The following is a 22,389-nucleotide window of genomic DNA, read 5'->3' on the forward strand; positions in this document are numbered from 1 at the left end:
TCCATGCAATACCGTTACCTGGGCCGTAGTGCCCTGAAAGTCTCGCCCCTGTGCCTGGGCGCGATGATGTTCGGCGGCGAAACCGATGAGCCAACCTCGCGGCGCATCATCGACAAGGCCTTCGAGCAGGGCGTCAATTTCCTCGACACGGCTGACGTCTATCACAAGGGTCGCTCCGAAGAGGTCGTCGGACGCGCAGTAGCCGCCCACCGGGATGACTGGGTGATCGCCAGCAAGTTCGGCAACGCCCTGGGCGATGGCCCGAACCATCGCGGCCAGTCGCGCAAGTGGATCTACCAGTCGGTGGAAGACAGCCTTCGCCGGCTGGGCACCGACTACCTGGACATCCTCTACTTCCACCGCACCGACGTCGATGCGCCGCTGGAAGAAGGGCTGCGCGCAGTGGGTGAGCTGATCCGCCAGGGCAAGGTGCGTTACTACGGTCTGTCCAACTTCCGTGGCTGGCGTATCGCCGAGGTGGTGCGCCTGGCCGACCAGCTGGGCATGGACCGACCGATCTGCAGCGAACCGTTGTACAACCTGGTGGACCGCACCGCAGAGGTCGAACAACTGCCCGTCGCCGGCCACTACGGCATCGGCGTGGTGCCCTACAGCCCGCTGGCCCGTGGCGTGCTTACCGGCAAGTACCGGTCCGGCGCCGAACCGCCCGCGGATTCCCGCGTCGGCCGTGGCGACAAGCGCATCCAGCAGACCGAATGGCGGCCCGAATCCCTGCAGATTGCCCAGCGCATCGCTGAACACGCCGTCGTCCGTGGTACCACCCCGGCTGCCTTCGCCCTGGCCTGGGTGCTGAACAATCCCCTGGTCAGCTCGCTGATCGCGGGGCCGCGTACGGAAGAGCACTGGGACGGTTACCTGCCGGCGCTGGACTTCGAACTGACCGCCGAAGACGAAGCCTTCGTGAACAGCCTGGTGCCGCCCGGCCATGCCTCCACGCCCGGCTATAGCGATCCTGCCTATCCCGTCGAAGGCCGCCCGGCCCGTTGAACCCACCCTTTGAACCGATCCATTCGCAGTGTCAGGAGCAATGCCGATGAAGACCCTTGGATATGCCGCGCAGAACCCGCAGGACCCGCTCGCGCCCTTCACCTTCGAGCGTCGTGCATTGCGCGACAATGACGTGGCGATGGACGTCCTTTACTGCGGTGTCTGCCACTCCGACCTGCACCAGGCCCGCAATGACTGGGGCTTCAGTCGCTATCCGATGGTGCCGGGCCACGAGATCGTCGGCCGGGTGACCGCAGTCGGCTCGAAGGTCACCCGCTACCAGGTCGGTGACGCCGTGGCGGTGGGCTGCATGGTGGATTCTTGCCAGGTGTGCGATCAGTGCCGCAAGGGCGAGGAGCAGCTGTGCCGCGAAGGCAATACCCAGACCTACAACGACCGCGATCGCGTGACCCGCGAAGCAACTCAGGGCGGCTATTCCAAGCAACTGGTGGTGCGCGAGGACTTCGTCCTGCGTGTGCCGGACGGCCTGGACCTGAGCAAGGCGGCGCCGCTGCTATGCGCCGGTATCACCACCTATTCGCCGCTGCGCACCTGGAACGTCGGGCCGGGCAGCCGCGTGGGCGTGGTCGGTCTCGGCGGCCTGGGGCATATGGCGGTGAAGCTGGCGGTCGGCCTGGGTGCCACCGTCACTGTGCTCAGCCGCACGGCGGACAAGCGCATTGACGCGCTGGATTTGGGTGCCGACGCGCTGCTGGTGTCGTCCGATGCGCAGGCGATGAAGGCCGCGGCCAACAGCTTCGACCTGATCATCGACACCGTGCCGGTGAAACATGACCTCAAGCCCTACATGCCGCTGCTCGATGTGGACGGCACCCTGGTGCTGGTGGGGCAGGTCGGTCCCATCGACGAATTCAGCAGCATCCCGCTGCTGCTCGGCCGTCGGCGCATCGCCGGCTCGCCCATCGGCGGAATCGCCGAGACCCAGGAAATGCTCGATTTCTGCGGCAAGAAGAACATCCTGCCGGAGTGCGAGATGATCCGCATGGACGAGATCAACCATGCCTTCGAGCGCATGGAACGCTCCGACGTGCGCTACCGCTTCGTCATCGACCTGGCCACTCTCTGAGTGGTGTAAGCCGGGCGCGTGATGCGCCCGGCTTTCAATCCTGATGACGCAGTGCGTCCACCAGCACCGTGAAGGCGCGGGATTTCTGCCGCCGGCTCGGGTAGTAGAGGTGGTAGCCGGGGAAGGTCGGGCACCAGTCTTCCAGCACCTGCTCCAGGCGCCCGGCGGCGACGTGCTCGGTGACCATGTCGGCGGGCAGGTAGGCGAGGCCGAAGCCATCCAGCGCCGCGCGAAGGATGTGCGGGCTGCTGTTGAAGGTCAGCTGGCCTTCGACTCGTGCCTTCACTTCGTGACCGTCCTTGGCGAACTCCCAGGCCATCAGTCCGCCGTAGGTCGGCAGGCGCAGGTTCAGGCAGTCGTGGCCGGCCAGCGCCGGTACATCCAGCGGGCGGCCCTTGCGGGTGAGGTAGGCGGGGCTGGCGACCACTGCCATACACAGGTCCGGGGCGATACGGACGGCGATCATGTCCTTGGCCACCTGATCGCCCAGGCGTACGCCAGCGTCGAAGCGTTCGGCGGCGATATCGGTCAGGCCGTAGTCGATGCTCACCTCGACCTTGATGTCCGGATAATCCGGCAACACTTTCGCCAGCTTCGGCCAGAGCACGGTGCTGGCCGCGTGTTCAGCGGCGGTGATGCGCAGGGTGCCGACCGGCTTGTCGCGAAAGTCGCTGAGGGCCGCCAGCTCGGCTTCGATCTCCTCGAAGCGCGGAGCCAGGGTATTGAGCAGGCGCTCGCCGGCCTCGGTGGGCGAGACGCTGCGAGTGGTGCGGCTGAGCAGGCGCAGGCCGAGGCGGGTTTCCAGCGCGCGGATGGTGTGGCTCAGCGCCGACTGGGAAACCCCCAGTTGCGCCGCTGCCTTGGTGAAGCTGCCTTCGCGCGCCACGGTGACGAAGGCGATCAGGTCGTTGAAGTTTTCCCTTGGCATTTCGGCTCCGCTGCATCCAGCGCGGCGGGGAGCCGCGCCGGGGCAGTGTATCCGATGGCTACAAGGTGACCACGACTTTGCCGAACTGCTGGTTGGATTCCAGGTAGCGGTAAGCCTCGACTATCTCGTCGAAGGTGAAGGTACGGGCGATCACCGGGTGCAGCGAGCCGTCTGCGAGGCCGGCGTAAATGAACGCTGCGGCTTCGCGCAGGCGCAGCGGATCTTCCAGCACTTCGTAGACGCGATAGCCACGCAGGACCAGCGAACGGCTCAGCACTTCGAACAGCGGGAAGGGCGTGGGCTCGGGGCTCAGGCTGCCGTACTCGATGAGGATGCCGCCCTCGGACATGGCCGCAGTCAGTGGCTCGAAGATCGGACCGCCCACCGGGTCGAACACCACCCGTGCGCCGACCTTGCCGGTGATCTCGAGCAGGCGCGCGCGCAGGTTCTCCTCTTCGCTGGCGATGACTTCTTCTGCGCCGGCCTGAAGCAAGGCTTCACGTTTGGCCGAGGTGCGGGTCACCGCGATGGGCACCGCGCCCACGCTACGGGCGATCTGGATGGCGGCCAGGCCGACGCTGCTCGAGGCGGCGGTGATGACGACGACGTCTCCCTCGCGCAGCCCGGCCACCTGGACCAGTGCGCCATAGGCGGTGAGGTATTGCATCCAGGTGGCGGCGGCGTCACTCCAGGCCTGTCCCGGCGGGTTCTTTACCAGGCGAGCTTGCGGGACCACCAGGCGCTCTGCGTGGGTCGGATCCTGCTGCATCGAGGTCGGTGGCAGGACGCTCACTGCATCCCCCGGCAGGAACCCCTGCACCGCGCTGCCTACTGCTTCGACTACGCCTGTGGCTTCCAGCCCCAGCCCGGAGGGGAATTGCGGGCTCTCGATGTAGCGGTCAGTGCGCAGCAGCGATTCGGCGCGATTCAGCCCCAGGGCCTTGACCCGAATGCGCACTTCATCCGCGCCGGGTTGGCGAACGTCCACCGGTTCGATGCGCAGGACTTCCGGGCCGCCGAACTGGTGGAAACGAATGGCGCGGGTCTTGGTGTTTTCCATGTGATGCTCCCAGTCGAAAGTGATTTGACGTAAAGCGACTATCAGTCATGGGATTCGCTGGTTAAATGGCGTATAGAAACAGTTGGTCGAAATCAGGAGTTTCGAATGGATCGTCTGACCAGCATGGAAGTCTTCGTCCGCGCGGTGGACCTCGGGTCCTTCGCGGCGGCGGCAGATGCCCTGGAAATGTCCGCCCCCATGGTGGGCAAGCACGTGCGCTTTCTCGAAGAGCGTCTGGGCGCGCAGTTGCTGATGCGCAGCACGCGCCGGCAGAGCCTGACCGAAGCGGGGAGGATCTACTACGAGCGCTGCCGCACCCTGCTGGCCGATGCCGAGGCGGCGGACATCCTCGCCGCCGGAGAGGTAACCGAGCCCCGAGGTCGGCTGCGGGTGGCCATGCCCGTGCATTTTGGCCGGCGCTGTGTGGCGCCGGTCCTGCTGGAGCTGGCGCAGCGCTATCCGCAACTGGAGCTGGACCTGCGCTTCAGTGACCGCCTGGCGGATCTGGCGGAGGAGCAGATCGACCTGGCGATCCGCACCGGCGAGCCGCAACCCAGGGACGGCATCATCGCGCGGCGCATCGGCCGACAGCGCATGGTGGTGTGTGCTGCGCCGGCGTATCTGGAGGAGCACGGGCGGCCGGAGAATATCGAAGCGCTAGCCGAGCATCGGGTCCTGGTCTACCACCGTTCCGGACGCATCAATCCCTGGTTGTTCCCACGCGACGGGCAGGGGCCGGTGGAGTTCGCGCCGAACTCGCGGCTGCGTTTCGATGACCTGGCGGCCATTGCCGATGCGGCGGTACGTGGAATGGGACTGGCGTGGCTGCCGTACTGGCTGGTACGCGAAGTCATCGAGGAAGGTGCGCTGGAGGAGTTGCTGCCGGGGCAGCCGGGTTTCCTCTACGACGTCCATGCCACCTGGCTGCAGACCGCCCAGCTGCCACGCAAGGTGCGGTTGGCGATCGATGCGCTGGTCGAGGTGATACCTGGGCGGGTAATGCCGGCGCAGGAATAGGGCGGCCTTGGCGGCCGCCCGGGGCATCACTTGGCTGGGATGAGTTGCAGCACGCGGTCGCGGCCGCCTTCGGCGAGCAGGTAGCCGCCCTTGCCGTCGGGCACGATGGACTGCGGCGCCTTGAGGAAGGACAGGATGGTGCGCGGTTCGCCCTTGCCGTCCCACAGCAGCAGGCGGGCGCGGTGAGTGGAGTCTTCGCTGATCCACAAACCGCGCTGGTCGCACATCAGGAAGGTGGGCTGGTTCAGGCCGGCGAGCAGCACCGGGTCCTTGCCGTCGTCGCTGAATTGGTGCACGACGCCTTTCTTCTTCTCGGTGTAGAGCAGCCTGCCGTCAGTGCAGCGGGTGACGGATTCGGTTTCCTGCAGCTTGTCGCGGAGCACCGTCAGCTCGCCATCGCTCCAGCGGTAGCGCAGCAGCCGGCCGTTTTCGCCACGGTCCTCGATGGCATAGAGGTTTTCGCCGTCGTCCCACAGGCCTTGTACCGACTGGCCCATGAACAGGTCGGTGATCTTGCCGTCCTTGAGCATCTGCACCGGCCTGCCGTCGGACTCCTGGCTGAACACCCAGCCGCCCCGGGCGGCGATCATGCCATCGGGCTTGGACAGCCCATCGACCATGACCCGGCGCTGGCCATCGGCGGCGATGCGCAGGATGTTGCCTTTGTCCTTCTTCAGCTCCTGGCTGACCAGCAGGCTTCCATCGGGCAGCGGAACCAGCGACGCGGCCTTCTGCACGTTCTTGTGCAGGACGGCGACGGACCAGTCATCGGTGGCCTGCACCGGATAGAAGCCTTGCCAGGCAAAGAAGGCAAGGGCGGCAACGACGATGGAGCCAGTGCCGGTCAGGACAAGGCGAACCAGCGAGCGACGGGGCGAACGCACAGAAGACTGGGGCATGTAGCGGCTGCCAAAACTGAAGGTGGGCAACACTGGGGCGATCCCTTTGGATTTATGCCTTCCTGGCATCCAGCGTGCAGCCGGGCATGGTAACCAGACAGTTCATCGGCGGGCTAGGGCGAAACGGTGTGATCGACATCACGTCGAGCAATGGAGCAAAACCGGGCCAATCGTCGTATAGCCGACACTATTGGGACGAATGTGCAGCGAATTGGCGGGTATTGCCTGGGCAGTTTGCGGTGTTTTGTCGCGTTTGTGCTGATTTACAGGTCATGCGGGAGAACTGGGAAGACGGGCTGATGGCCAATGGCCTACAATTCCTGCGTCCTTTGCTGAGGACAATCCAGACGGCTGTTGCGGACAGGAAGTCCGCAACAGCCGTTTTCTTTTCCGCCTCTCACTGCGCCGGGCGTATCGCCTGAACCGCTTCCAGCTTCTGCAGCTTCAAGGGAGCTCCACGCAGGAAGGTGCCAACCTGACTGGCATCCATCGGCTTGCCGAACAGGTAACCCTGCGCGCAATCGCATTCCAATTGCTGCAGCTGACGAAGCTGCGCGGCGTTCTCCACGCCCTCGACGATTACCTTGAGGCCCAGTTCGCGACCCAGCGCGAGAGCGTTGCGCAGCACGATCAGTCGGCGCGGGTCGCCGTTGTTCACGTCGGCGACCAGGTGGCGGTCGAGCTTCATCTCGGTAAACGGCAGCTCCATCAGGCGCTGCAGGGTCGAGTGGCCACAGCCGAAGTCGTCGATGGCCAGGCCGCAGCCGAGCAGACGCAGGCGCAGCACATTCTCGAGGCTCAGCGGCGGTGCGTGCAGCGGCGAGCTCTCGGTCAGCTCGAAGGTGATACGCCGGGGATCGAAGTCCAACGCTCGCAGGTTGCGCTCTACGGCGGCGGCAAAGTCGGTCTGGGCGATCTGCTCGGCTTCCAGGTTGAAGGACAGCTTCAGCTCGTTGTTCCCCAGGCACCGCAGGGCCTCGACGGCCTGGGTCATCAGTTCGAAGAGCATGCTGTCGAGCTTGCCGGCACGCCGCAGCCCCGGCAGGAACTCGCTGGGGAGCAGAACGCTTCCGTCCTCCCGTTGCCAGCGCGCCAGCACCTCGAATCCATAAACCTGCGCAGTAGCCACGGAGACCTTGGGTTGCAGGTGGGCACGCAGACGTCCGTGGGAGGACAGATTGGCCGCTTCGACTTCGTCGTCTGCAGCGGCCTCGTTCAGGGGCAGGCCAAGCTGCGCTTCCCGGGGTTGGAAGTCGGCGAGCAGGGCGCGCAGACGCTCCAGTGTCCCGGCTTCGTTGCCCAGCCAGAACACCTTCATGCCCTGCAACTGCAGCAGGTGGGAGAGGGCGCTCCAGGTGCCCGGCGCCATCTCCCCGCTGACGACCACGCCATGGGCCAGGCGTTCGCGAGCCACGGTCTGGAGAAACTCCAGGCGTGATACCGGGTCGATGCGTACATCGCAGATCAGCAGATGGACTCCCCCCTGGCTGCGCAGCCGATCCAGCGCGAAGGCATTGCTGGAGACCTCGGACAGGAAGCTGTAGCCCAGGTGATGCAGTGCAGTAACGGCGGTGGAGCGGTGCAGGCCGGAAGCCTGGAGTACCAGCGCGGAGAGCGGAGGCATGGATTTTTCTCATGAAAGAGTGGCCTGCCGCATTCTCGAAAACGGCGCACTTCCTGTGAGGCAGAGGATTCCATTCTTTCTGTCAGGGAAATCCCATCCGTGATTTCCGCAAGCGTTCCTTGCAGCCCCCGCCAGCTCTGGCCTGAGCCTTCCCGAGCAGTCACCAGGGTGAAACCCGCGGTCGACCCTCGCTGTCCCGCATGTTAGGGTCGCTGTGCTCCCTTTCACGTCCGCGCCGGCTACCCACGGCCGTGCGGCACGCCCTGAACATGGAGAAATGGCTCATGTCACGTCCCGTACCACGGGGACCTGTCGACACGGCCATGGTCCCGCATAGCGAGGCCTCAGCCACTGCGCTGCTGATCCTCTGGCTCAGCCGACCTCAGCAGACCGCACTGTTCCTGGATGTCGACGGAACCCTCCTGGACATCGCCGAATCCCCCGGCGCGGTCGTCGTACCGCCCGGGCTGCTCGATGCCCTCACACAGCTGCATCGCCGACTCGACGGTGCCCTGGCCCTGATCAGCGGCCGCCCGGTCGAAGAGCTCGACCGGCTCCTGCAACCCTTGCGCCTCGCCGCCAGCGGCGGCCATGGCGCGCACTGGCGCGAAAGCGGCGACAGCCCCTTGCGCCGCACCACCAAGGACCTGCCTGCCTGCTTGCGAATGCAGTTGACCGCCCTGGCGAGCCGGCATGTCGGAATCCATGCCGAAGACAAGGGCAGCAGCTACGCGCTGCACTTCCGCTCCGCGCCCTCGCTGGCCGCCGATTTGCGTGCCGAGTTGCAGGCATTGCTGCGTGCGCCGGAAGGCGCAGGGCTGCGGTTGCTCAATGGCAAACAGGTCTACGAAGTCGTCCCCGAAGGCGTCGACAAGGCCCAGGCGATCCAGCGGCTGCTGGAGACGCCTGACTTTTCCGGACGTCTGCCGCTGTACATCGGCGACGACGTCACCGACGAACCCGCCATCGCGCTGATGCCGGAACTGGGCGGCCTGGGCCTCTCGGTCGGGCGTGCCTTGCCCGGCGCCAGCGCGGTGTTCCGCGACGCGGAGCAAGTCCGTGAAGCACTCATGCAAGCAGCAGGAGGACCTCAGCGATGACGAACCCACAGGAAGGCGCCCTGGAACTGGGCCTGATCGGCAACTGCCGGGTGGCCGCGCTGGTCAACCCGCAGGCGCGGCTGGTCTGGTGGTGCTATCCGAACTTCGACAGCGATCCAGCCTTTTCCCGGCTGCTGGCCGGTGATGACGAGAAAGGCTTTGCCGACGTGGTGCTGGAGAATCAGGTCAGCAGCACGTCCGACTACCAGCGCAATACCGCGATCATCACCACCGTGCTACGAGATGACAGCGGCGGGGCGGTGCGCATCACGGACTTCGCTCCGCGCTTCCTGCAGCACGGCGACATCTACCGGCCAGCACAGCTGTGCCGGCTGATCGAGCCCATCGAGGGCATGCCAAAGATCACCTTGCGCGTGCGCCCGACCCACGGCTACGGCAAGCCCAGCCAGGGCTCCAGCGGCTCGGGGCATATCCGCTACCTGGATGGCGACGAGCTGCTGCGTCTGACCACTGATGCGCCCCTGGGGTATATCCAGCACGAAACGCCGTTCGCGCTACGGCATCCTGTGAGCCTGGTGATCGGCCTCGACGAGGCACTGGGCAACGCACCCGGCGAAGTGGTGCGCGATTACCTCAAGCGCACGCAGAACCACTGGCACGACTGGGTGCGCGGGCTGGCCATCTGCTTCGAATGGCAACAGGTGGTGATCCGCTCGGCCATCACCCTGAAACTGTGCAACTTCGAAGACACCGGTGCGATCATCGCCGCCGCCACCACTTCGGTGCCGGAGGCGCCCGATTCGCAGCGCAACTGGGACTACCGCTATTGCTGGCTGCGCGATGCCTACTTCGTGATCCTTGCCCTCAACCGCCTGGGTGCCACTCGGACCATGGAGGGCTATATCGATTTCATCACCACCGTGGCCAGCGGTGATGGCGAACTCAAGCCGCTGTACGGAATCATTCCAAACCTGGACCTCACCGAGCGTATCGAGCCGGACCTCGCCGGCTTCCTCAACCACGCCCCGGTGCGCGTCGGCAACCAGGCGGTGGAGCAGAACCAGCACGACGTGTTCGGCTCGGTGGCGCTGGCGGTGTTGCAGAGTTTCGTCGACGAGCGCCTGCCCAACCCCAGTCGCGAAGGCATGCTGCAACTGCTCGAATCCCTGGCGCGCCATGCCGAACGAACCGCTTTCGAGCCGGATGCCGGCATCTGGGAGTACCGTGGGCGCAAACGCATCCACACCCATTCTGCGCTGCTCTGCTGGGTCGCCTGTGACCGCGTCGGGCACATCGCCCGGCGCATGGGGCAGGAGCGGACTGCCAGTGACTGGATGGAGCGGGCTGCCAGACTGCGCGAGCGCATCCTGGCCGAAGCCTGGAGCGAGAAGAAGCAAAGCTTCACCGGTGCTTTCGGCCACGATGATCTCGACGCCAGCGTGCTGTTGATGAACGAACTGGGGATCATCGCGGCCGACGATCCGCGTTTCATCGCCACCGTCGAGTGCATCGGCCGCGAGCTGAACGTCAACGGGCAGATGCTGCGCTACGCCGCGGCGGATGACTTCGGCGTGCCGGAAACTGCCTTCCTGGTGGTAAAGTTCTGGTACCTCGACGCGCTGGCCGCCATTGGCCGTATGGACGAGGCGCGCCGGCTGTTCGAAGAGCTGATAGCCGCACGCAACCACTACGGGCTGCTCTCCGAAGACCTGCACCCGCACACCGGCGAGCTGTGGGGCAATATCCCGCAGACTTACTCCATGGCGGGATTGATCAACTCCGCGATGCGTCTGTCGATCGGCTGGGAGGAGGGACTATGTCGCGCCTCGTGGTGATCTCCAACCGGGTCGGGCTGCCCGATGGCAACGGCCCGGCGCCCGGTGGCCTGGCGGTGGCGGTGGAGGCCGCCATGCGCAACCGCGAAGGCATCTGGTTCGGCTGGAGCGGGCGGAAGGCCGAGGAGCCGGGGCCGCCCGCCACCGTCCAGCGCGACAACCTGCGCTATGTCCTCACCGACCTGCATCCGCAGGACTTCGACGAGTATTACAACGGCTTTGCCAACCGGGTGCTCTGGCCGATCCTGCATTACCGGGTGGACCTCGCCGAGTTCAATGAAGCGGAGTTCGGCGGCTACCAGCGCGTCAACGAGTTCTTCGCCGAGCGCCTCAGCCCGCTGCTGGAAGAGGACGACGTGCTCTGGGTCCACGACTACCACCTGATTCCCCTGGCTCTGGCCTTGAGGCGGCGCGGGCATGCCAATCGCATCGGCTTCTTCCTGCATATCCCGATGCCGCCGGCCGACCTCATCACCGCGCTGCCGCACCACGACGAACTGCTCCGCGCGCTCACCGAGTACAACCTGATCGGCTTCCAGACCGAGAACGACGCCAGCAACTTCGCTCGTTATCTCACACGTGTGGTGGGGGCGGCGACGCCCGATGGGCGCCGTTATCACCTGGAGGACCAGCACTTTCGCGTCGGCGTGTTCCCGGTGGGGGTGGATGCCTCCGGCTTCCGCCGTCTGGCCGAAGAAGCCTCGCTGAGCCAGGCCGCCGAAGACCTGCGGGAGAGTCTGGGCGGCCGAGCGCTGATGGTCGGCGTGGACCGGCTCGACTATTCCAAGGGCATCGTTAATCGCCTCGATGGCTACGAGCGCTTTCTGGAATGCCATCCGCAGTGGCACAACCGGGTGACCTGCCTGCAGATATCCCCCGGCAGCCGCCAGGACATCCCCGAGTACGCCGATATCGACGCTGCCGTCAGCGCGCGGGTCGGACATATCAACGGGCGCTTCGGCGCCGTGTCCTGGGTGCCGCTGCGCTACGTGGCGCGCAACCACCAGCGCGCGGACATCGCCATGGTCATGCGCCATGCGCGGATCGGCCTGGTGACGCCATTGCGCGACGGCATGAACCTGGTCGCCAAGGAGTTCGTCGCCGCCCAGGACCCGGACGATCCTGGCGTGCTGATCCTTTCCCAGTTTGCCGGCGCCGCAGCCGAGCTGGGCGGCGCGCTGATCATCAACCCCCATGATCGAGGCGCCCTGGCCGAGGCCATGGCACAAGCGCTGCGCATGCCGCTCAAGGAGCGCCAGGCGCGCCACCGGGACATGTATGCCGTGCTGGAGGCCAATGACATCCGCTTCTGGGGGCCCAGCTTCATCGACGCGCTGACGCGGCCGGGCAGGGCGCTGAACTGGTTGTCGAACCATTACCTCAGCCACTGAAATGCAAAACCCCGCCATGGCGGGGTTTTCATCATGCATTCAGTCGTTCAGGGCGCCGGCTTCTTGCTCTCGGACTTCGCCCATTGCGATTTCCGCTCGACCTTCACTGCCAGTTGGCCAACGGGGATTTCCTGGATTTCGCCACCCTGGGAGAGGAAAGCGGCAATCTTTTCATCGAGCTCCGAACGTTCGCGAATCAGCTGTGAATCAGTCATGAAGTCACCTTTGCGTTGGGCGCCAAACCGGCCCCGCCAGCCTACACGTCTTTTGCGTATTTGGCCGGGATAGCTCGACCATTTGTCAAAATCACCACTGGTCGTGAAAAAAAGCTATGAATTAGCGCCAAACCTTGTATTCTGCATGGGCTGCCTGCCCAGTAACGAGTTCCGCGACTTGATGTTCTTCTACAAGATGCTCCATCTCCTCGGCACCTCTTCACTACGCATTCAGCTCATCGCCGGTCGGCTTTCGGCCGGCCTTTAGCATTCTTTTAGGAGACAACATCATGTCCGATCGTCAAAACGGCATCGTCAAGTGGTTCAACGCTGAGAAGGGCTTCGGCTTCATCACCCCGGAAAGCGGCCCGGACGTATTCGTTCACTTCCGTCAGATCGAAGGCAACGGCTACAAGTCCCTCGACGAAGGCCAGAAGGTCAGCTTCGTTGTGACTGCCGGCCAGAAAGGCCCGCAAGCTGAACAAGTTCGCGCTGTCTAATCGACATCGCTGACAAGAAAGCCCCGCTTCGGCGGGGCTTTTTTTTGCCTGCGATTTTGTCCCGATGTCCTTTTGTGCGTGCAAACAAAAACGCCCGGTGCAGTGCACCGGGCGTTTTCGTGGCTGGGCGCTAAGCGCTCAGGTCACTCCTGCTGCGGGTCGAACTGCTTGTCGCGGATCAGCAGGGCGGGGATCACACCGCAGATGAAGTACGCCGCGCCCATCACCAGGAAGCCCACGCCAATGGACATCTGCGTGGCGAGGAAGCCGATCACTGCCGGGGCGATGGCTGCGCCGATACGACCGATGTTGTACGCACCGCCGACTGCTGTGCCACGGAAGGCGGCGGCAAAGCTCTCGGTCATGTAGGTGGCGTTCACGCCGTAGGGAATGCCGTAGAGGAAGCCGAACACCACCAGCATCCAGAGAATGTTCTCCGGGCTGTGGAACAGCACGATCACCGGCAGGAATACGGCGGTGCCCAGGGCGCCGAAGGAGAACACGGTACGGCGGCCGAACCAGTCGGCGGCGACGCCGGCCAGTACCTTGCCGAGGATCATCGCCGCGTAGGTGCCGACCAGGTACGAGGTCATGGCCTTGAAGTTCATGCCCATCTCGGTTTCCAGGTACGACGGCATCCAGTTGTTCACGCCGTAATAGCCGAACTGCAGGAAGCCGGCGGTCAGCGCCCAGAACAGGAACATGCGGCTGGCCTTCGGATCGCTGAAGATCTGGCGGAAGGCGTTCTGGCGCGGAACGGCGGCGACGCTGCTCGACTGGCCGGCAGTCTTGCGCTGCTGGCGTTCTGCCTGCGCCTGGACCCAGGCAGCGGGCTCGGGGATCAGCTTGCGCATGGCCACGGCCAGCACCACCGGGATGATGGCGATGTAGAACAGGTAGCGCCAACCGTGGTCCGGCAGGATCCAGCCGGCCAGCAGGGTGGCGACGATGTAGCCCACCGACCAGCCGGCTTGCAGGGTGCCCAGCACGGTGGTGCGGTACTTGGTCGGCACGTATTCGGCCATCAGCGTGTTGCAGGCCACGTACAGGGCGCCCAGGCCGAGGGAGGCGACGAAGCGCGCGGCAGCAAACTGCCAGTAATTGTGAGTCAGTCCGAGGACCGCGGTGCCGACGGAGAACAGCACGATGGTCCAGACCACGGTCTTGACCCGGCCGAAGCGATCGCACGCCCAGCCGCCGTAGATACCGCCGAAGGCCATGCCGGCCAGGGTGACGCTGCCCAGGCTGCCGGCCTGGAGGTTGCTCAGGCCGAACTCGGCCTTGAGGCTGGTGAGGCTGTAGGAGAGCAGCATCAGGTCCGCGCCATCGATCAGCAGGCCGATGAAGCAGAAGGCGAAGACGAGTACCCAGGTCTTGCTCTGGGTGGCGGCGGTTGCAGCCGTCGCGGAAGCAGTGTTTTCCATGAACGAATTACCTGTTGTAGTTGTTGGCGGACCGGTGTGCCGATCCTCGGTAAGCGTGTGGCAGGTGCTTTGAGTCGGCGGCGCGAGGTGCGTGGCCACGCGCCGCCTGATGGGGTGGTCAGGCCTGGGCTTCGCGGATCATGTTGCGGGCGATGATCACCTGCTGGATCTGCGTGGTGCCCTCGTAGAGCCGGAACAGACGCACGTCGCGGTAGAAGCGCTCGATGGCGTACTCGCTGACGTAACCGGCGCCGCCATGGATCTGCACGCAGCGGTCAGCGACGCGGCCGCACATCTCGGTGGCGAACATCTTGGCGCAGGAGGCTTCGGTGCTGACGTTGCGGCCCTCATCGCGCTTGCGTGCGGCGTCCAGCACCATGCAACGGGCGGCGTAGATCTCGGCCTTGCTGTCGGCGAGCATCGCCTGGATCAGCTGGAACTCGGCGATCGGCTGGCCGAACTGCTTGCGTTCCAGGGCGTATTGCAGTGCGTCGGCGAGCATGCGCTCGGCGGCGCCGACGCTCAGCGCGGCAATGTGCAGGCGGCCCTTGTCGAGCACCTTCATGGCGGTCTTGAAGCCCACGCCCTCGACGCCGCCGATGAGCTGGCCGGCCGGGATGCGTACGTTGTCGAAGATCACATCGCTGGTGTGCGCGCCTTTCTGGCCCATCTTGTGGTCCGGCTTGCCCAGGGAAATGCCCGGCGTGCCGCGCTCGACAATGAAAGCACTGATGCCGCCGGAACCCTTGATCGTCGGGTTGGTGCGGGCCATCACGGTATAGATGCCGGCGTGCGGGGCGTTGGTGATGAAGCGCTTGGTGCCGTTGAGCACATAGAAGTCACCATCGCGCACAGCGGTGGTCTTCAGCGAGGCGGCGTCGGAGCCGGAGTCCGGCTCGGTCAGGCAGAAGGCGCTGAGCAGTTCGCCGCTGGCGAGTTTCGGCAGGTAGTGGGCTTTCTGCTCCGGCGTGCCGTCGATCAGGATGCCGATGGAGCCGATGCCGTTGTTGGTGCCGATGTAGGAGCGGAAGGCGGGGGAGGTGCGGCCGAGTTCGAAGGTGATGTTCACCTCTTCTTCCATGGTCACGCCCAGGCCGCCGAAGTCTTCGGGGATGGTCAGGCCGAACAGGCCCATCTCGCGCATCTGCTCGATGATGTCCTGCGGGATGGCGTCGGTCTCGGCGACCTCGTTCTCCCGCGGGATCAGCACTTCGCCGACAAACTGGTGGATGGAGTCCAGAAGTATCTGCAGCGTTTCTGGGTCTCGGATCATGTGCACTCCTCACAAGGCCCGCGAGCGGGCCAGTCTGGCGAGGCACCGTCACCCGAGATTCAGCGAGCGGCGGCACCTATGTTGTTGACCATGTTGATCAGGCGGGGCCCGATGTCGTCCTCGAGCTTCTCGCGGGTCAGCTGGAAGCTCGGACCGCCGCAGTTGAAGGCCAGCAGGCCGTACTGCGGGTGTACCAAGGGCACGGCGACGGAGTTGACGTCGCGGTGCCATTCACCGATCGACAGGCAGTAGCCGTAATCGGTGTAGTCCCTGAAGGCGCGGTCCAGACCCTTGCGGATGGCCGGCCAGGTATCCGGTTCGCGTTCGCGAATGTGCTCGAGCAGGAACTCCCGCTCGTTCTCCGGCATCGCCGCGAGGCACGCGCGGCCCACCGAGCTCGCCGCCAGCGGCAGGTAACTGCCGATCTGCCGGCGCATCGTCATGTTTCCCTGTCCCTGGACCACGTCCAGGTACACCATCTGCAGACGGTCGCGGGCAGCCATGGCCACCGCCGCCTGGGCGTGGTTGGCCAGTTCCTCCATCAGCGGATGGGCCACCGCGCGGATCGACAGGTTCGACAGCATTGCGTAGCCGAAGCCGAGCACGCCGACGTCGAGCTGGTACTTGCCCGAATGCATCTCGCGCTTGAGGCAACCCAGGCGCATCAGGGTGTTGGTCAGGCGCGTCACCGTCGGCTTGGGCAGGTCGGTCTTGCGAGCCAGGTCCTGGTTGCTCAGCACGTTTTCCCGTGGCGTGAAGCAGCGCAGGATCTCCAGGCCGCGAGCCAGGGCCGTGACGAACTGGCCGCTGTTTTCCTCTTCGCTCAGTGCCGTGGCCGGGTCGTACAGACCCCGTTCCAGCAGGCCGATCTCACCTTCGTTTTTCGTCGGCGCAGCCGAATCCATCTCCGTCTTGTTGCGGCGCATGGTAGAACCCCTATTCACGGAAAATCAATAAAATAAAATTCAGTTTCGTCAGACGAAATTGTAATGGGTCTGGACTGGTTAGTACAGACGTGCCGGTAAAAATTTCAGATGCAGCGATTTCACTGGCTTTGAAGGGGTAATCGATCATCACCGTTTACAGCCAGGATTCGGTGTCTCTATGATGAAATCGAAATACGGAATCTAGTTTCGTCAGACGAAACAATAAGAGGTCTTCGCTGTCATGAGTACCAACGTGGTTCATCTCGATATCCGGGCCGATGGCGTGGCGGTTGTCCGCATCGACCGCCCGGAAGCCAAGAATGCCTTGAACGCCGCCGTGCGCCAGCAACTGGCCGAGCACTTCCGCGCCCTGAGCGACAACCACGAGGTTCGCGCGGTGGTGCTGACCGGCGGTGAGGAGTGCTTCGTCGCCGGCGCCGATATTCGCGAGTTCGCCCAGGCCAGTCCCATCGAGATGTATCGCCGCCATACCGAGTTGTTGTGGGAAGCCATTTCCCGCTGTCCGAAACCGGTGATCGCTGCGGTCAATGGCTTCGCCCTGGGCGGCGGCTGCGAGCTGGCGATGCACTGCGACATCATCGTCGCCGGTGAGTCGGCGCGCTTCGGCCAGCCGGAAGTGAAGCTCGGCCTGATGCCCGGCGCCGGCGGTACCCAGCGGCTGATCCGTGCGGTAGGCAAGTTCCAGGCGATGCGCATTGCCCTGACCGGCTGCCTGATCAAGGCGCCGGAAGCCCTGGCCATCGGCATGCTCAGCGAAGTGGTGGAAGACGCCCGCACGTTGCCGCGTGCGTTGGAGCTGGCCGCCGAGATCGCCGCACTGCCGCCGCTGGCCGTGGCGCAGATCAAGGAAGTGATGCTGGCCGGCGCCGACCTGCCGCTGGACAGCGCCCTGACCCTGGAGCGCAAGGCCTTCCAGCTGTTGTTCGACTCGAAGGATCAGAAGGAGGGCGCCGCCGCCTTCCTGGAAAAACGCAAAGCCAGCTTCCTGGGGGAATGAGCATGACCCTTTCTTTTGGTATCAAGCGCATTGAACGCATGGCCATCGTCGGTACCGGCGTCATGGGCAGCGGCATCGCCCAGATCGCCGCCCAGGCCGGCATCCAGGTGAAACTCTTCGATGCCCGTGATGGCGCGGCACAAGCCGCCCGCGACAGCCTCGGGCGTACCCTCGCCAAGCTGGCGGAGAAGGGCAAGATCACTGCCGCAGAGGCCGATGCGACCCTGGGCCGCCTGTTGGTCGCCGGGGCCCTGAGCGAGCTGGCAGATTCCGATCTGGTGGTCGAAGCGATCATCGAACGGCTGGACGCCAAGCAGGCGCTGCTGGCCGAGCTGGAAGCGGTGGTCAGCGCTGACTGCATCCTCGCCACCAATACCTCGTCGCTGTCGGTCACCAGCATCGCCCGAGGCTGCCAGCATCCCGAGCGGGTGGCGGGCTTCCACTTCTTCAACCCGGTGCCGCTGATGAAGGTGGTCGAGGTGATCGACGGCCTGGCCAGCGATCCGCAGGTCGGCGACAGCCTGGTGGAGCTGGCCGCGCGCATGGGCCATCGCGGTATCCGCGCCAAGGACACCCCCGGCTTCATCATCAACCACGCCGGCCGCGCCTACAGCACCGAAGCCCTGCAGATGCTCAAGGAAGCCATCGCCGAACCGGCCGACATCGACCGCATCCTGCGCGAGGGTCTGGGGTTCCGCATGGGGCCGCTGGAGCTGTTCGACCTCACTGCGCTGGACGTGTCCCACCCGGTGATCGAGTCCATCTACAACCAGTTCTACCAGGAGCCGCGTTACCGCCCGGCGGCGCTGACCCGGCAGATGCTCGAGGCCGGTTTCGTCGGCCGCAAGGTCGGTCGCGGTTTCTATCGTTATGAAGACGGCAGGATGATCGACCCGCCGGCGCCGCAACCGGTGCCGAGCGTTGCAGCACTGCCGCCCGTGTGGATCGGCGCGGAAAACGACCAGGACCGTGAAGTGCTCGGCGAGCTGCTGAAGACACTCGGCGCGACCCTGGAGCAGGGCGCCCAGCCGAGCAGCGAAGCGCTGTGCCTGCTGGCCCCTTACGGGATCGACGCCACCAGCGCGTGCCAGCGTTTCGGTACTGATCCTTCCCGCACAGTCTGCGTCGACCTGCTGCTGGACCTGCAACGCCACCGCTGCCTGATGCAGAACCCGGCGACCGCTCCAGCCATGCGCGATGCCGCCCATGCGCTGCTGGCGGCTGACGGTGTAGGCGTCACAGTCATCAATGACAGCGTTGGCTTCGTTGCCCAGCGCGTGCTGGCGCTGATCGTCAACCTGGCCGGCGACATCGTCCAGCAGCGTATCGCCAGCGTCGACGACGTCGATGAAGGCGTGCGCCGTGGCCTGGGCTACCCGCACGGTCCGCTGGCCTGGGGCGACAGCGTTGGCCCGGCGCGCCTGCTGAACATCCTCGAACGCATGACCGACCTTACCGGCGACGCCCGCTACCGCCCCGGCCCGTGGCTGCGCCGCCGCGCCGCGCTGGGCCTGTCGCTGCGCCACGCCGAGCCTGCGCTGGGCTGAAGCCCGGCGCCTAGTTGATTCAAGGAGACACCGATGCTCAATGCTTATATCTACGCCGGCCTGCGTACCCCCTTCGGCCGACACGGCGGTGCCCTGGCGCCGGTACGCCCGGACGACCTGATCGCTCAGGTGATCCGCGAACTGCTGGCCCGCGCCCAGGTGCCGGGCGACGCCATCGAGGATGTGATCCTCGGCAACACCAACCAGGCCGGTGAAGACAGCCGCAACATCGCCCGCCATGCTGCGCTGCTCGCCGGCCTGCCGGTGACCGTGCCGGGCCAGACGGTGAACCGCCTGTGCGCCAGCGGGCTGGCCGCGGTGATCGATGCGGCGCGTGCCGTCACCTGTGGTGAAGGTGAGCTGTTCGTCGCCGGCGGGGTGGAAAGCATGTCCCGCGCGCCCTTCGTCATGGCCAAGGCCGAAGCCGCCTACAGCCGCGACCTGACGGTGTTCGACAGCACCATCGGCGCACGCTTCCCCAACCCGAAGATCGTCGCCGGGTTCGGCAACGACAGCATGCCGGAGACTGGCGACAACGTAGCCCGCGAGTTCGGCATCAGCCGCGAACAGGCCGACCGTTTTGCCGCCCGTTCCCAGGCGTGCTTCGAAGCCGCTCGTCAGGCCGGTTTCTTCGCCGGGGAAATCCTCCCGGTCAGCGTGCCCACCGGGCGCAAGACGCCGCCGAATGTCGTGGAGCAGGACGAACATCCGCGTCCGTCTTCCGATGAAGCCGCACTGGCGCGCCTGAAGCCGCTCTCCGAAGGCGGCGTGGTCACCGCCGGCAACGCCTCCGGTGTCAACGATGGTGCGGCCGCGCTGCTGATCGGCTCGGCCGCTGCGGGCGAGCGCCACGGCCTCAAGCCGCTGGCGCGGATTCTCTCGGCGGCGGCCGTCGGCGTGGAGCCACGCATCATGGGCGTCGGCCCGGTGGAGGCGATCAACAAGGCGCTCCAGCGCGCCGAGCTGACCCTGGCCGACATGGACATCATCGAGATCAACGAAGCCTTTGCCTCTCAGGTGCTCGGCTGCCTGCACGGCCTGGGCGTGGACTTCGACGACGCGCGGGTCAACCCCAATGGCGGCGCCATCGCCGTCGGCCACCCGCTGGGCGCTTCCGGCGCGCGGTTGGCGCTGAGTGTGGCGCGACAACTGCAGCGCAGCGGTCAACGCTATGCGGTGATCAGCCTGTGCATTGGCGTGGGCCAGGGGCTCGCCATGGTTATCGAGCGCGCCTGAGCGCGCCAGTGAGGATGTGAAGATGGGTGCTTTGAGCGGATACCGCGTACTCGACCTCAGCCGCGTGCTGGCCGGCCCCTGGTGCGGCCAGGTGCTGGCCGACCTGGGTGCGGAAGTGATCAAGATCGAACGGCCCGGCGTAGGGGATGACACCCGTGGCTGGGGCCCGCCCTACATGAAGGCAGCCGATGGCTCGGACAGCAGCGAGGCGGCGTACTACCAGTCCACCAACCGCAACAAGCTGTCGGTGGCGCTGAACCTGGCGACGGAGGAGGGGCAGGCGCTGGTGCGCGCCCTGGCCGGCGAGTGCGATGTGCTGATCGAGAACTACAAGGCCGGTTCGCTGGCCAAGTACGGGCTGGACTACGACAGCCTGTCGAAGGTCAATCCGCGCCTGGTCTACTGCTCCATCACCGGCTTCGGCCAGACCGGCCCGCGTGCCGAGGAGCCCGGCTACGACTTCATCATCCAGGGCATGGGCGGGCTGATGAGCATTACCGGCGAGAAGGATGGTGTACCCGGCGCCGGTCCGCAGAAAGTCGGTGTCGCTGTATCCGACGTGATGACCGGCCTGTATTCGGTGGTCGCCATCCAGGCCGCGCTGCTGGCCCGCGAGAAGACCGGCCGCGGCCAGCACTGCGACATGGCGCTGCTGGACGTGCAGGTCGCCATGCTCGGCAACCAGAGCCAGAACTACCTCGCCACTGGCCGCTCGCCGGGCCGCCAGGGCAATGCCCACGTCAACATCGTGCCGTACCAGGTGTTCAGCGCGCAGGACATGGACTTCATCATCGCCTGCGGCAACGACAGCCAGTTCGTCTCGCTGTGCGACGCCATCGGCCTGCCGGAATTGCCCAAGGACCCGCGTTTCACCCGCAATGCCGACCGCGTGCGCAACCGCGACATCATCGTCGGCAAGCTCGCCGAGCACTTCCAGGGCGAAACCGCCGACAACTGGGTGAAACGCATCCACGCGATGAAGGTGCCGGTCGGCGTGATCAACGACATCGGCCGCGCGCTGGACGAGCCGCAGGTGGTCGCCCGCGACATGCTGGTGGAGATTCCTCACGCGCAGAACCCCGCGTTCCGCATGGTCGGCAGCCCGTTGAAACTCTCCGAGACGCCGGTGGAATACCAGCGCCCGGCGCCCATGCTCGGCGAGCACACCGACGAGGTGCTCAAGCGCCGCCTCGGTCTGGACGATGCGCGTTTGGCGCAGCTGAAGACCGAGGGTGTGATCGAGCAGCTCGGTGAGGCCTGACGCCCCTGGCCTGAATCCGTTCGCGAGCAAGCTCGCTCCTACGAAGAGCAAATCGGTACACACCTGTAGGAGCGAGCTTGCTCGCGAATCCAAACCCATCGCGGCGCCGATGCATGCTGGCGCCAGCCAAGGAATATCCCTGATGAAAGTACTGGTCGCGGTAAAACGCGTGGTCGACTACAACGTCAAGGTCCGCGTCAAGGCGGACCACTCCGGCGTTGATCTGGCCAACGTCAAGATGTCCATGAACCCCTTCTGCGAAATCGCCGTGGAAGAGGCCGTACGCCTGAAAGAGAAAGGCGTCGCCAGCGAGATCGTGGTGGTCTCGGTTGGCCCGAGTGGCGCGCAGGAGCAATTGCGCACCGCTTTGGCGCTGGGTGCCGACCGCGCCGTGTTGGTCGAGAGCAACGACGAGCTGAACTCGCTGGCGGTCGCCAAGGCCCTGAAAGCCCTGGTCGACAAAGAGCAGCCGCAGCTGGTCATCCTCGGCAAGCAGGCCATCGACAGCGACAACAACCAGACCGGCCAGATGCTGGCGGCGCTGACCGGCTATGCCCAGGGCACCTTCGCCTCCAGGGTCGAAGTCGCGGGCTCCAAGGTCAACGTCACCCGTGAAATCGACGGCGGCCTGCAGACCGTTGCCCTGAACCTGCCGGCCATCGTCACCACCGACCTGCGCCTGAATGAGCCGCGCTACGCGTCGCTGCCCAACATCATGAAGGCGAAGAAGAAGCCACTGGAATTCCTCCCTCCGGACGTGCTGGGCATCTCCACGGCCTCTACCGTGAAGACCCTCAAGGTGGAAGCGCCCGCCGCACGTAGCGCCGGCATCAAGGTGAAGTCGGTGGCCGAACTGGTCGAAAAACTGAAGAACGAAGCGAAGGTGATCTGATGGCTGTCCTGGTTGTTGCAGAACATTCCAATGGTGCGCTGGGCGCCGCGACACTGAATACCGTAGCCGCCGCGCAGAAGATCGGTGGTGACATCGCTGTCCTGGTCGCTGGCCAGAACGTCGGTGGCGTGGCCGAAGCCGCTGCCAAGATCGCTGGTGTTTCCAAGGTGCTGGTCGCCGACAATGC

General features: G+C 65.3%; 21 protein-coding genes. 13 read left to right on the forward strand and 8 right to left on the reverse strand.

The window, feature by feature from the left end; all coding sequences use genetic code 11:
• Nucleotides 1-3: 3 nt before the first annotated feature.
• Both FAS41_RS27140 and FAS41_RS27145 read left to right on the forward strand, forming a co-directional pair.
• Nucleotides 4-1,008, forward strand: a complete 1,005-nt coding sequence (locus FAS41_RS27140; RefSeq protein WP_138526440.1) for an aldo/keto reductase — start codon at nt 4-6, stop codon at nt 1,006-1,008.
• Nucleotides 1,009-1,054: 46 nt separating this feature from the next.
• Nucleotides 1,055-2,095: an NAD(P)-dependent alcohol dehydrogenase gene (locus tag FAS41_RS27145; protein ID WP_138526441.1), complete on the forward strand. Its 1,041-nt coding sequence runs from the start codon at nt 1,055-1,057 to the stop codon at nt 2,093-2,095.
• 34 nt (nt 2,096-2,129) lie between these two features.
• Here FAS41_RS27145 and FAS41_RS27150 read toward each other — a convergent pair whose 3' ends face one another.
• On the reverse strand, nt 2,130-3,023 hold the full coding sequence (locus FAS41_RS27150; protein ID WP_138526442.1) for a LysR family transcriptional regulator: 894 nt from the start codon (nt 3,021-3,023) through the stop codon (nt 2,130-2,132).
• 58 nt (nt 3,024-3,081) lie between these two features.
• The gene (locus tag FAS41_RS27155) at nt 3,082-4,083 is read right to left on the reverse strand and encodes a zinc-dependent alcohol dehydrogenase family protein (RefSeq protein WP_138526443.1); all 1,002 of its coding nucleotides are present in this window, start codon (nt 4,081-4,083) and stop codon (nt 3,082-3,084) included.
• Between the two features lie 105 nt (nt 4,084-4,188).
• On the opposite strand from FAS41_RS27155, the gene FAS41_RS27160 reads away from it, so the two are divergent.
• A complete protein-coding gene (locus FAS41_RS27160) occupies nt 4,189-5,100 on the forward strand; it encodes a LysR family transcriptional regulator (protein WP_138526444.1) in 912 nt (303 codons plus the stop codon).
• A gap of 26 nt (nt 5,101-5,126) precedes the next feature.
• Here FAS41_RS27160 and FAS41_RS27165 read toward each other — a convergent pair whose 3' ends face one another.
• Nucleotides 5,127-5,999 carry an SMP-30/gluconolactonase/LRE family protein gene (locus FAS41_RS27165; protein ID WP_138526445.1) on the reverse strand — a complete coding sequence of 291 codons (873 nt, stop codon included), beginning with the start codon at nt 5,997-5,999 and terminating at the stop codon, nt 5,127-5,129.
• Between the two features lie 397 nt (nt 6,000-6,396).
• Nucleotides 6,397-7,623 (reverse strand): EAL domain-containing response regulator, encoded by a 1,227-nt coding sequence (locus FAS41_RS27170; protein WP_138526446.1) that lies wholly within the window; start codon nt 7,621-7,623, stop codon nt 6,397-6,399.
• A 284-nt stretch (nt 7,624-7,907) separates the two neighbouring features.
• On the opposite strand from FAS41_RS27170, the gene otsB reads away from it, so the two are divergent.
• From otsB to otsA, 3 genes are read left to right on the forward strand one after another with little or no spacing between them, the layout of a single operon-like run.
• Nucleotides 7,908-8,723, forward strand: coding sequence for a trehalose-phosphatase (gene otsB / locus FAS41_RS27175; RefSeq protein WP_246084949.1), 816 nt, complete (start codon nt 7,908-7,910; stop codon nt 8,721-8,723).
• Nucleotides 8,720-10,519: a glycoside hydrolase family 15 protein gene (locus FAS41_RS27180; RefSeq protein ID WP_138526447.1), complete on the forward strand. Its 1,800-nt coding sequence runs from the start codon at nt 8,720-8,722 to the stop codon at nt 10,517-10,519. The genes otsB and FAS41_RS27180 overlap by 4 nt, the downstream gene beginning before the upstream one ends.
• A complete protein-coding gene (otsA, locus tag FAS41_RS27185) occupies nt 10,501-11,910 on the forward strand; it encodes an alpha,alpha-trehalose-phosphate synthase (UDP-forming) (RefSeq protein WP_138526448.1) in 1,410 nt (469 codons plus the stop codon). Before FAS41_RS27180 ends, otsA begins: the two co-directional genes overlap by 19 nt.
• A gap of 47 nt (nt 11,911-11,957) precedes the next feature.
• On the opposite strand, the gene FAS41_RS30910 is transcribed toward otsA, so the two are convergent.
• Nucleotides 11,958-12,125 carry a hypothetical protein gene (locus tag FAS41_RS30910; RefSeq protein WP_171049561.1) on the reverse strand — a complete coding sequence of 56 codons (168 nt, stop codon included), beginning with the start codon at nt 12,123-12,125 and terminating at the stop codon, nt 11,958-11,960.
• A 290-nt stretch (nt 12,126-12,415) separates the two neighbouring features.
• On the opposite strand from FAS41_RS30910, the gene FAS41_RS27190 reads away from it, so the two are divergent.
• Complete coding sequence (locus FAS41_RS27190; protein ID WP_017518411.1) at nt 12,416-12,625, forward strand: cold-shock protein; 210 nt, start codon at nt 12,416-12,418, stop codon at nt 12,623-12,625.
• A 143-nt stretch (nt 12,626-12,768) separates the two neighbouring features.
• Here FAS41_RS27190 and FAS41_RS27195 read toward each other — a convergent pair whose 3' ends face one another.
• From FAS41_RS27195 to FAS41_RS27205, 3 genes are all read right to left on the reverse strand, one after another.
• Nucleotides 12,769-14,049 (reverse strand): MFS transporter, encoded by a 1,281-nt coding sequence (locus tag FAS41_RS27195; protein ID WP_126624768.1) that lies wholly within the window; start codon nt 14,047-14,049, stop codon nt 12,769-12,771.
• A gap of 118 nt (nt 14,050-14,167) precedes the next feature.
• Complete coding sequence (locus tag FAS41_RS27200) at nt 14,168-15,322, reverse strand: acyl-CoA dehydrogenase family protein (RefSeq protein ID WP_126624769.1); 1,155 nt, start codon at nt 15,320-15,322, stop codon at nt 14,168-14,170.
• 59 nt (nt 15,323-15,381) lie between these two features.
• Nucleotides 15,382-16,248: an IclR family transcriptional regulator gene (locus tag FAS41_RS27205; RefSeq protein WP_138526449.1), complete on the reverse strand. Its 867-nt coding sequence runs from the start codon at nt 16,246-16,248 to the stop codon at nt 15,382-15,384.
• Nucleotides 16,249-16,489: 241 nt separating this feature from the next.
• On the opposite strand from FAS41_RS27205, the gene FAS41_RS27210 reads away from it, so the two are divergent.
• The 6 genes from FAS41_RS27210 to FAS41_RS27235 form a co-directional block, all read left to right on the forward strand.
• Nucleotides 16,490-17,266 (forward strand): enoyl-CoA hydratase, encoded by a 777-nt coding sequence (locus tag FAS41_RS27210; protein WP_126624771.1) that lies wholly within the window; start codon nt 16,490-16,492, stop codon nt 17,264-17,266.
• Complete coding sequence (locus FAS41_RS27215) at nt 17,263-18,813, forward strand: 3-hydroxyacyl-CoA dehydrogenase (RefSeq protein ID WP_126624772.1); 1,551 nt, start codon at nt 17,263-17,265, stop codon at nt 18,811-18,813. Before FAS41_RS27210 ends, FAS41_RS27215 begins: the two co-directional genes overlap by 4 nt.
• 33 nt (nt 18,814-18,846) lie before the next feature.
• Nucleotides 18,847-20,049: a 3-oxoadipyl-CoA thiolase gene (locus tag FAS41_RS27220; protein ID WP_126624773.1), complete on the forward strand. Its 1,203-nt coding sequence runs from the start codon at nt 18,847-18,849 to the stop codon at nt 20,047-20,049.
• A 22-nt stretch (nt 20,050-20,071) separates the two neighbouring features.
• On the forward strand, nt 20,072-21,310 hold the full coding sequence (locus FAS41_RS27225) for a CaiB/BaiF CoA transferase family protein (RefSeq protein ID WP_126624774.1): 1,239 nt from the start codon (nt 20,072-20,074) through the stop codon (nt 21,308-21,310).
• Between the two features lie 142 nt (nt 21,311-21,452).
• Complete coding sequence (locus tag FAS41_RS27230) at nt 21,453-22,202, forward strand: electron transfer flavoprotein subunit beta/FixA family protein (protein WP_126624775.1); 750 nt, start codon at nt 21,453-21,455, stop codon at nt 22,200-22,202.
• A partial coding sequence (locus FAS41_RS27235) for an adenine nucleotide alpha hydrolase family protein (protein ID WP_484297936.1) occupies nt 22,202-22,389 on the forward strand: 188 nt, incomplete at its 3' end. The genes FAS41_RS27230 and FAS41_RS27235, both read left to right, overlap by 1 nt.

It is taken from the genome of Pseudomonas nicosulfuronedens, assembly GCF_005877905.1.
GTDB lineage: Bacteria > Pseudomonadota > Gammaproteobacteria > Pseudomonadales > Pseudomonadaceae > Pseudomonas > Pseudomonas nicosulfuronedens.

Excerpts from the sequence above, each read along its gene's own strand:
- FAS41_RS27165 (WP_138526445.1), bottom strand. The coding sequence starts at position 5,999 with ATGCCCCAGTCTTCTGTGCGTTCGCCCCGTCGCTCGCTGGTTCGCCTT.
- FAS41_RS27210 (WP_126624771.1), top strand. The coding sequence starts at position 16,490 with ATGAGTACCAACGTGGTTCATCTCGATATCCGGGCCGATGGCGTGGCG.
- FAS41_RS27195 (WP_126624768.1), bottom strand. The coding sequence starts at position 14,049 with ATGGAAAACACTGCTTCCGCGACGGCTGCAACCGCCGCCACCCAGAGC.
- FAS41_RS30910 (WP_171049561.1), bottom strand. The coding sequence starts at position 12,125 with ATGACTGATTCACAGCTGATTCGCGAACGTTCGGAGCTCGATGAAAAG.
- otsA (WP_138526448.1), top strand. The coding sequence starts at position 10,501 with ATGTCGCGCCTCGTGGTGATCTCCAACCGGGTCGGGCTGCCCGATGGC.
- FAS41_RS27155 (WP_138526443.1), bottom strand. The coding sequence starts at position 4,083 with ATGGAAAACACCAAGACCCGCGCCATTCGTTTCCACCAGTTCGGCGGC.
- FAS41_RS27200 (WP_126624769.1), bottom strand. The coding sequence starts at position 15,322 with ATGATCCGAGACCCAGAAACGCTGCAGATACTTCTGGACTCCATCCAC.
- FAS41_RS27180 (WP_138526447.1), top strand. The coding sequence starts at position 8,720 with ATGACGAACCCACAGGAAGGCGCCCTGGAACTGGGCCTGATCGGCAAC.
- FAS41_RS27145 (WP_138526441.1), top strand. The coding sequence starts at position 1,055 with ATGAAGACCCTTGGATATGCCGCGCAGAACCCGCAGGACCCGCTCGCG.
- FAS41_RS27230 (WP_126624775.1), top strand. The coding sequence starts at position 21,453 with ATGAAAGTACTGGTCGCGGTAAAACGCGTGGTCGACTACAACGTCAAG.
- FAS41_RS27150 (WP_138526442.1), bottom strand. The coding sequence starts at position 3,023 with ATGCCAAGGGAAAACTTCAACGACCTGATCGCCTTCGTCACCGTGGCG.
- FAS41_RS27205 (WP_138526449.1), bottom strand. The coding sequence starts at position 16,248 with ATGCGCCGCAACAAGACGGAGATGGATTCGGCTGCGCCGACGAAAAAC.
- FAS41_RS27225 (WP_126624774.1), top strand. The coding sequence starts at position 20,072 with ATGGGTGCTTTGAGCGGATACCGCGTACTCGACCTCAGCCGCGTGCTG.
- FAS41_RS27160 (WP_138526444.1), top strand. The coding sequence starts at position 4,189 with ATGGATCGTCTGACCAGCATGGAAGTCTTCGTCCGCGCGGTGGACCTC.
- FAS41_RS27170 (WP_138526446.1), bottom strand. The coding sequence starts at position 7,623 with ATGCCTCCGCTCTCCGCGCTGGTACTCCAGGCTTCCGGCCTGCACCGC.
- FAS41_RS27140 (WP_138526440.1), top strand. The coding sequence starts at position 4 with ATGCAATACCGTTACCTGGGCCGTAGTGCCCTGAAAGTCTCGCCCCTG.
- FAS41_RS27190 (WP_017518411.1), top strand. The coding sequence starts at position 12,416 with ATGTCCGATCGTCAAAACGGCATCGTCAAGTGGTTCAACGCTGAGAAG.
- FAS41_RS27215 (WP_126624772.1), top strand. The coding sequence starts at position 17,263 with ATGAGCATGACCCTTTCTTTTGGTATCAAGCGCATTGAACGCATGGCC.
- FAS41_RS27220 (WP_126624773.1), top strand. The coding sequence starts at position 18,847 with ATGCTCAATGCTTATATCTACGCCGGCCTGCGTACCCCCTTCGGCCGA.
- otsB (WP_246084949.1), top strand. The coding sequence starts at position 7,908 with ATGTCACGTCCCGTACCACGGGGACCTGTCGACACGGCCATGGTCCCG.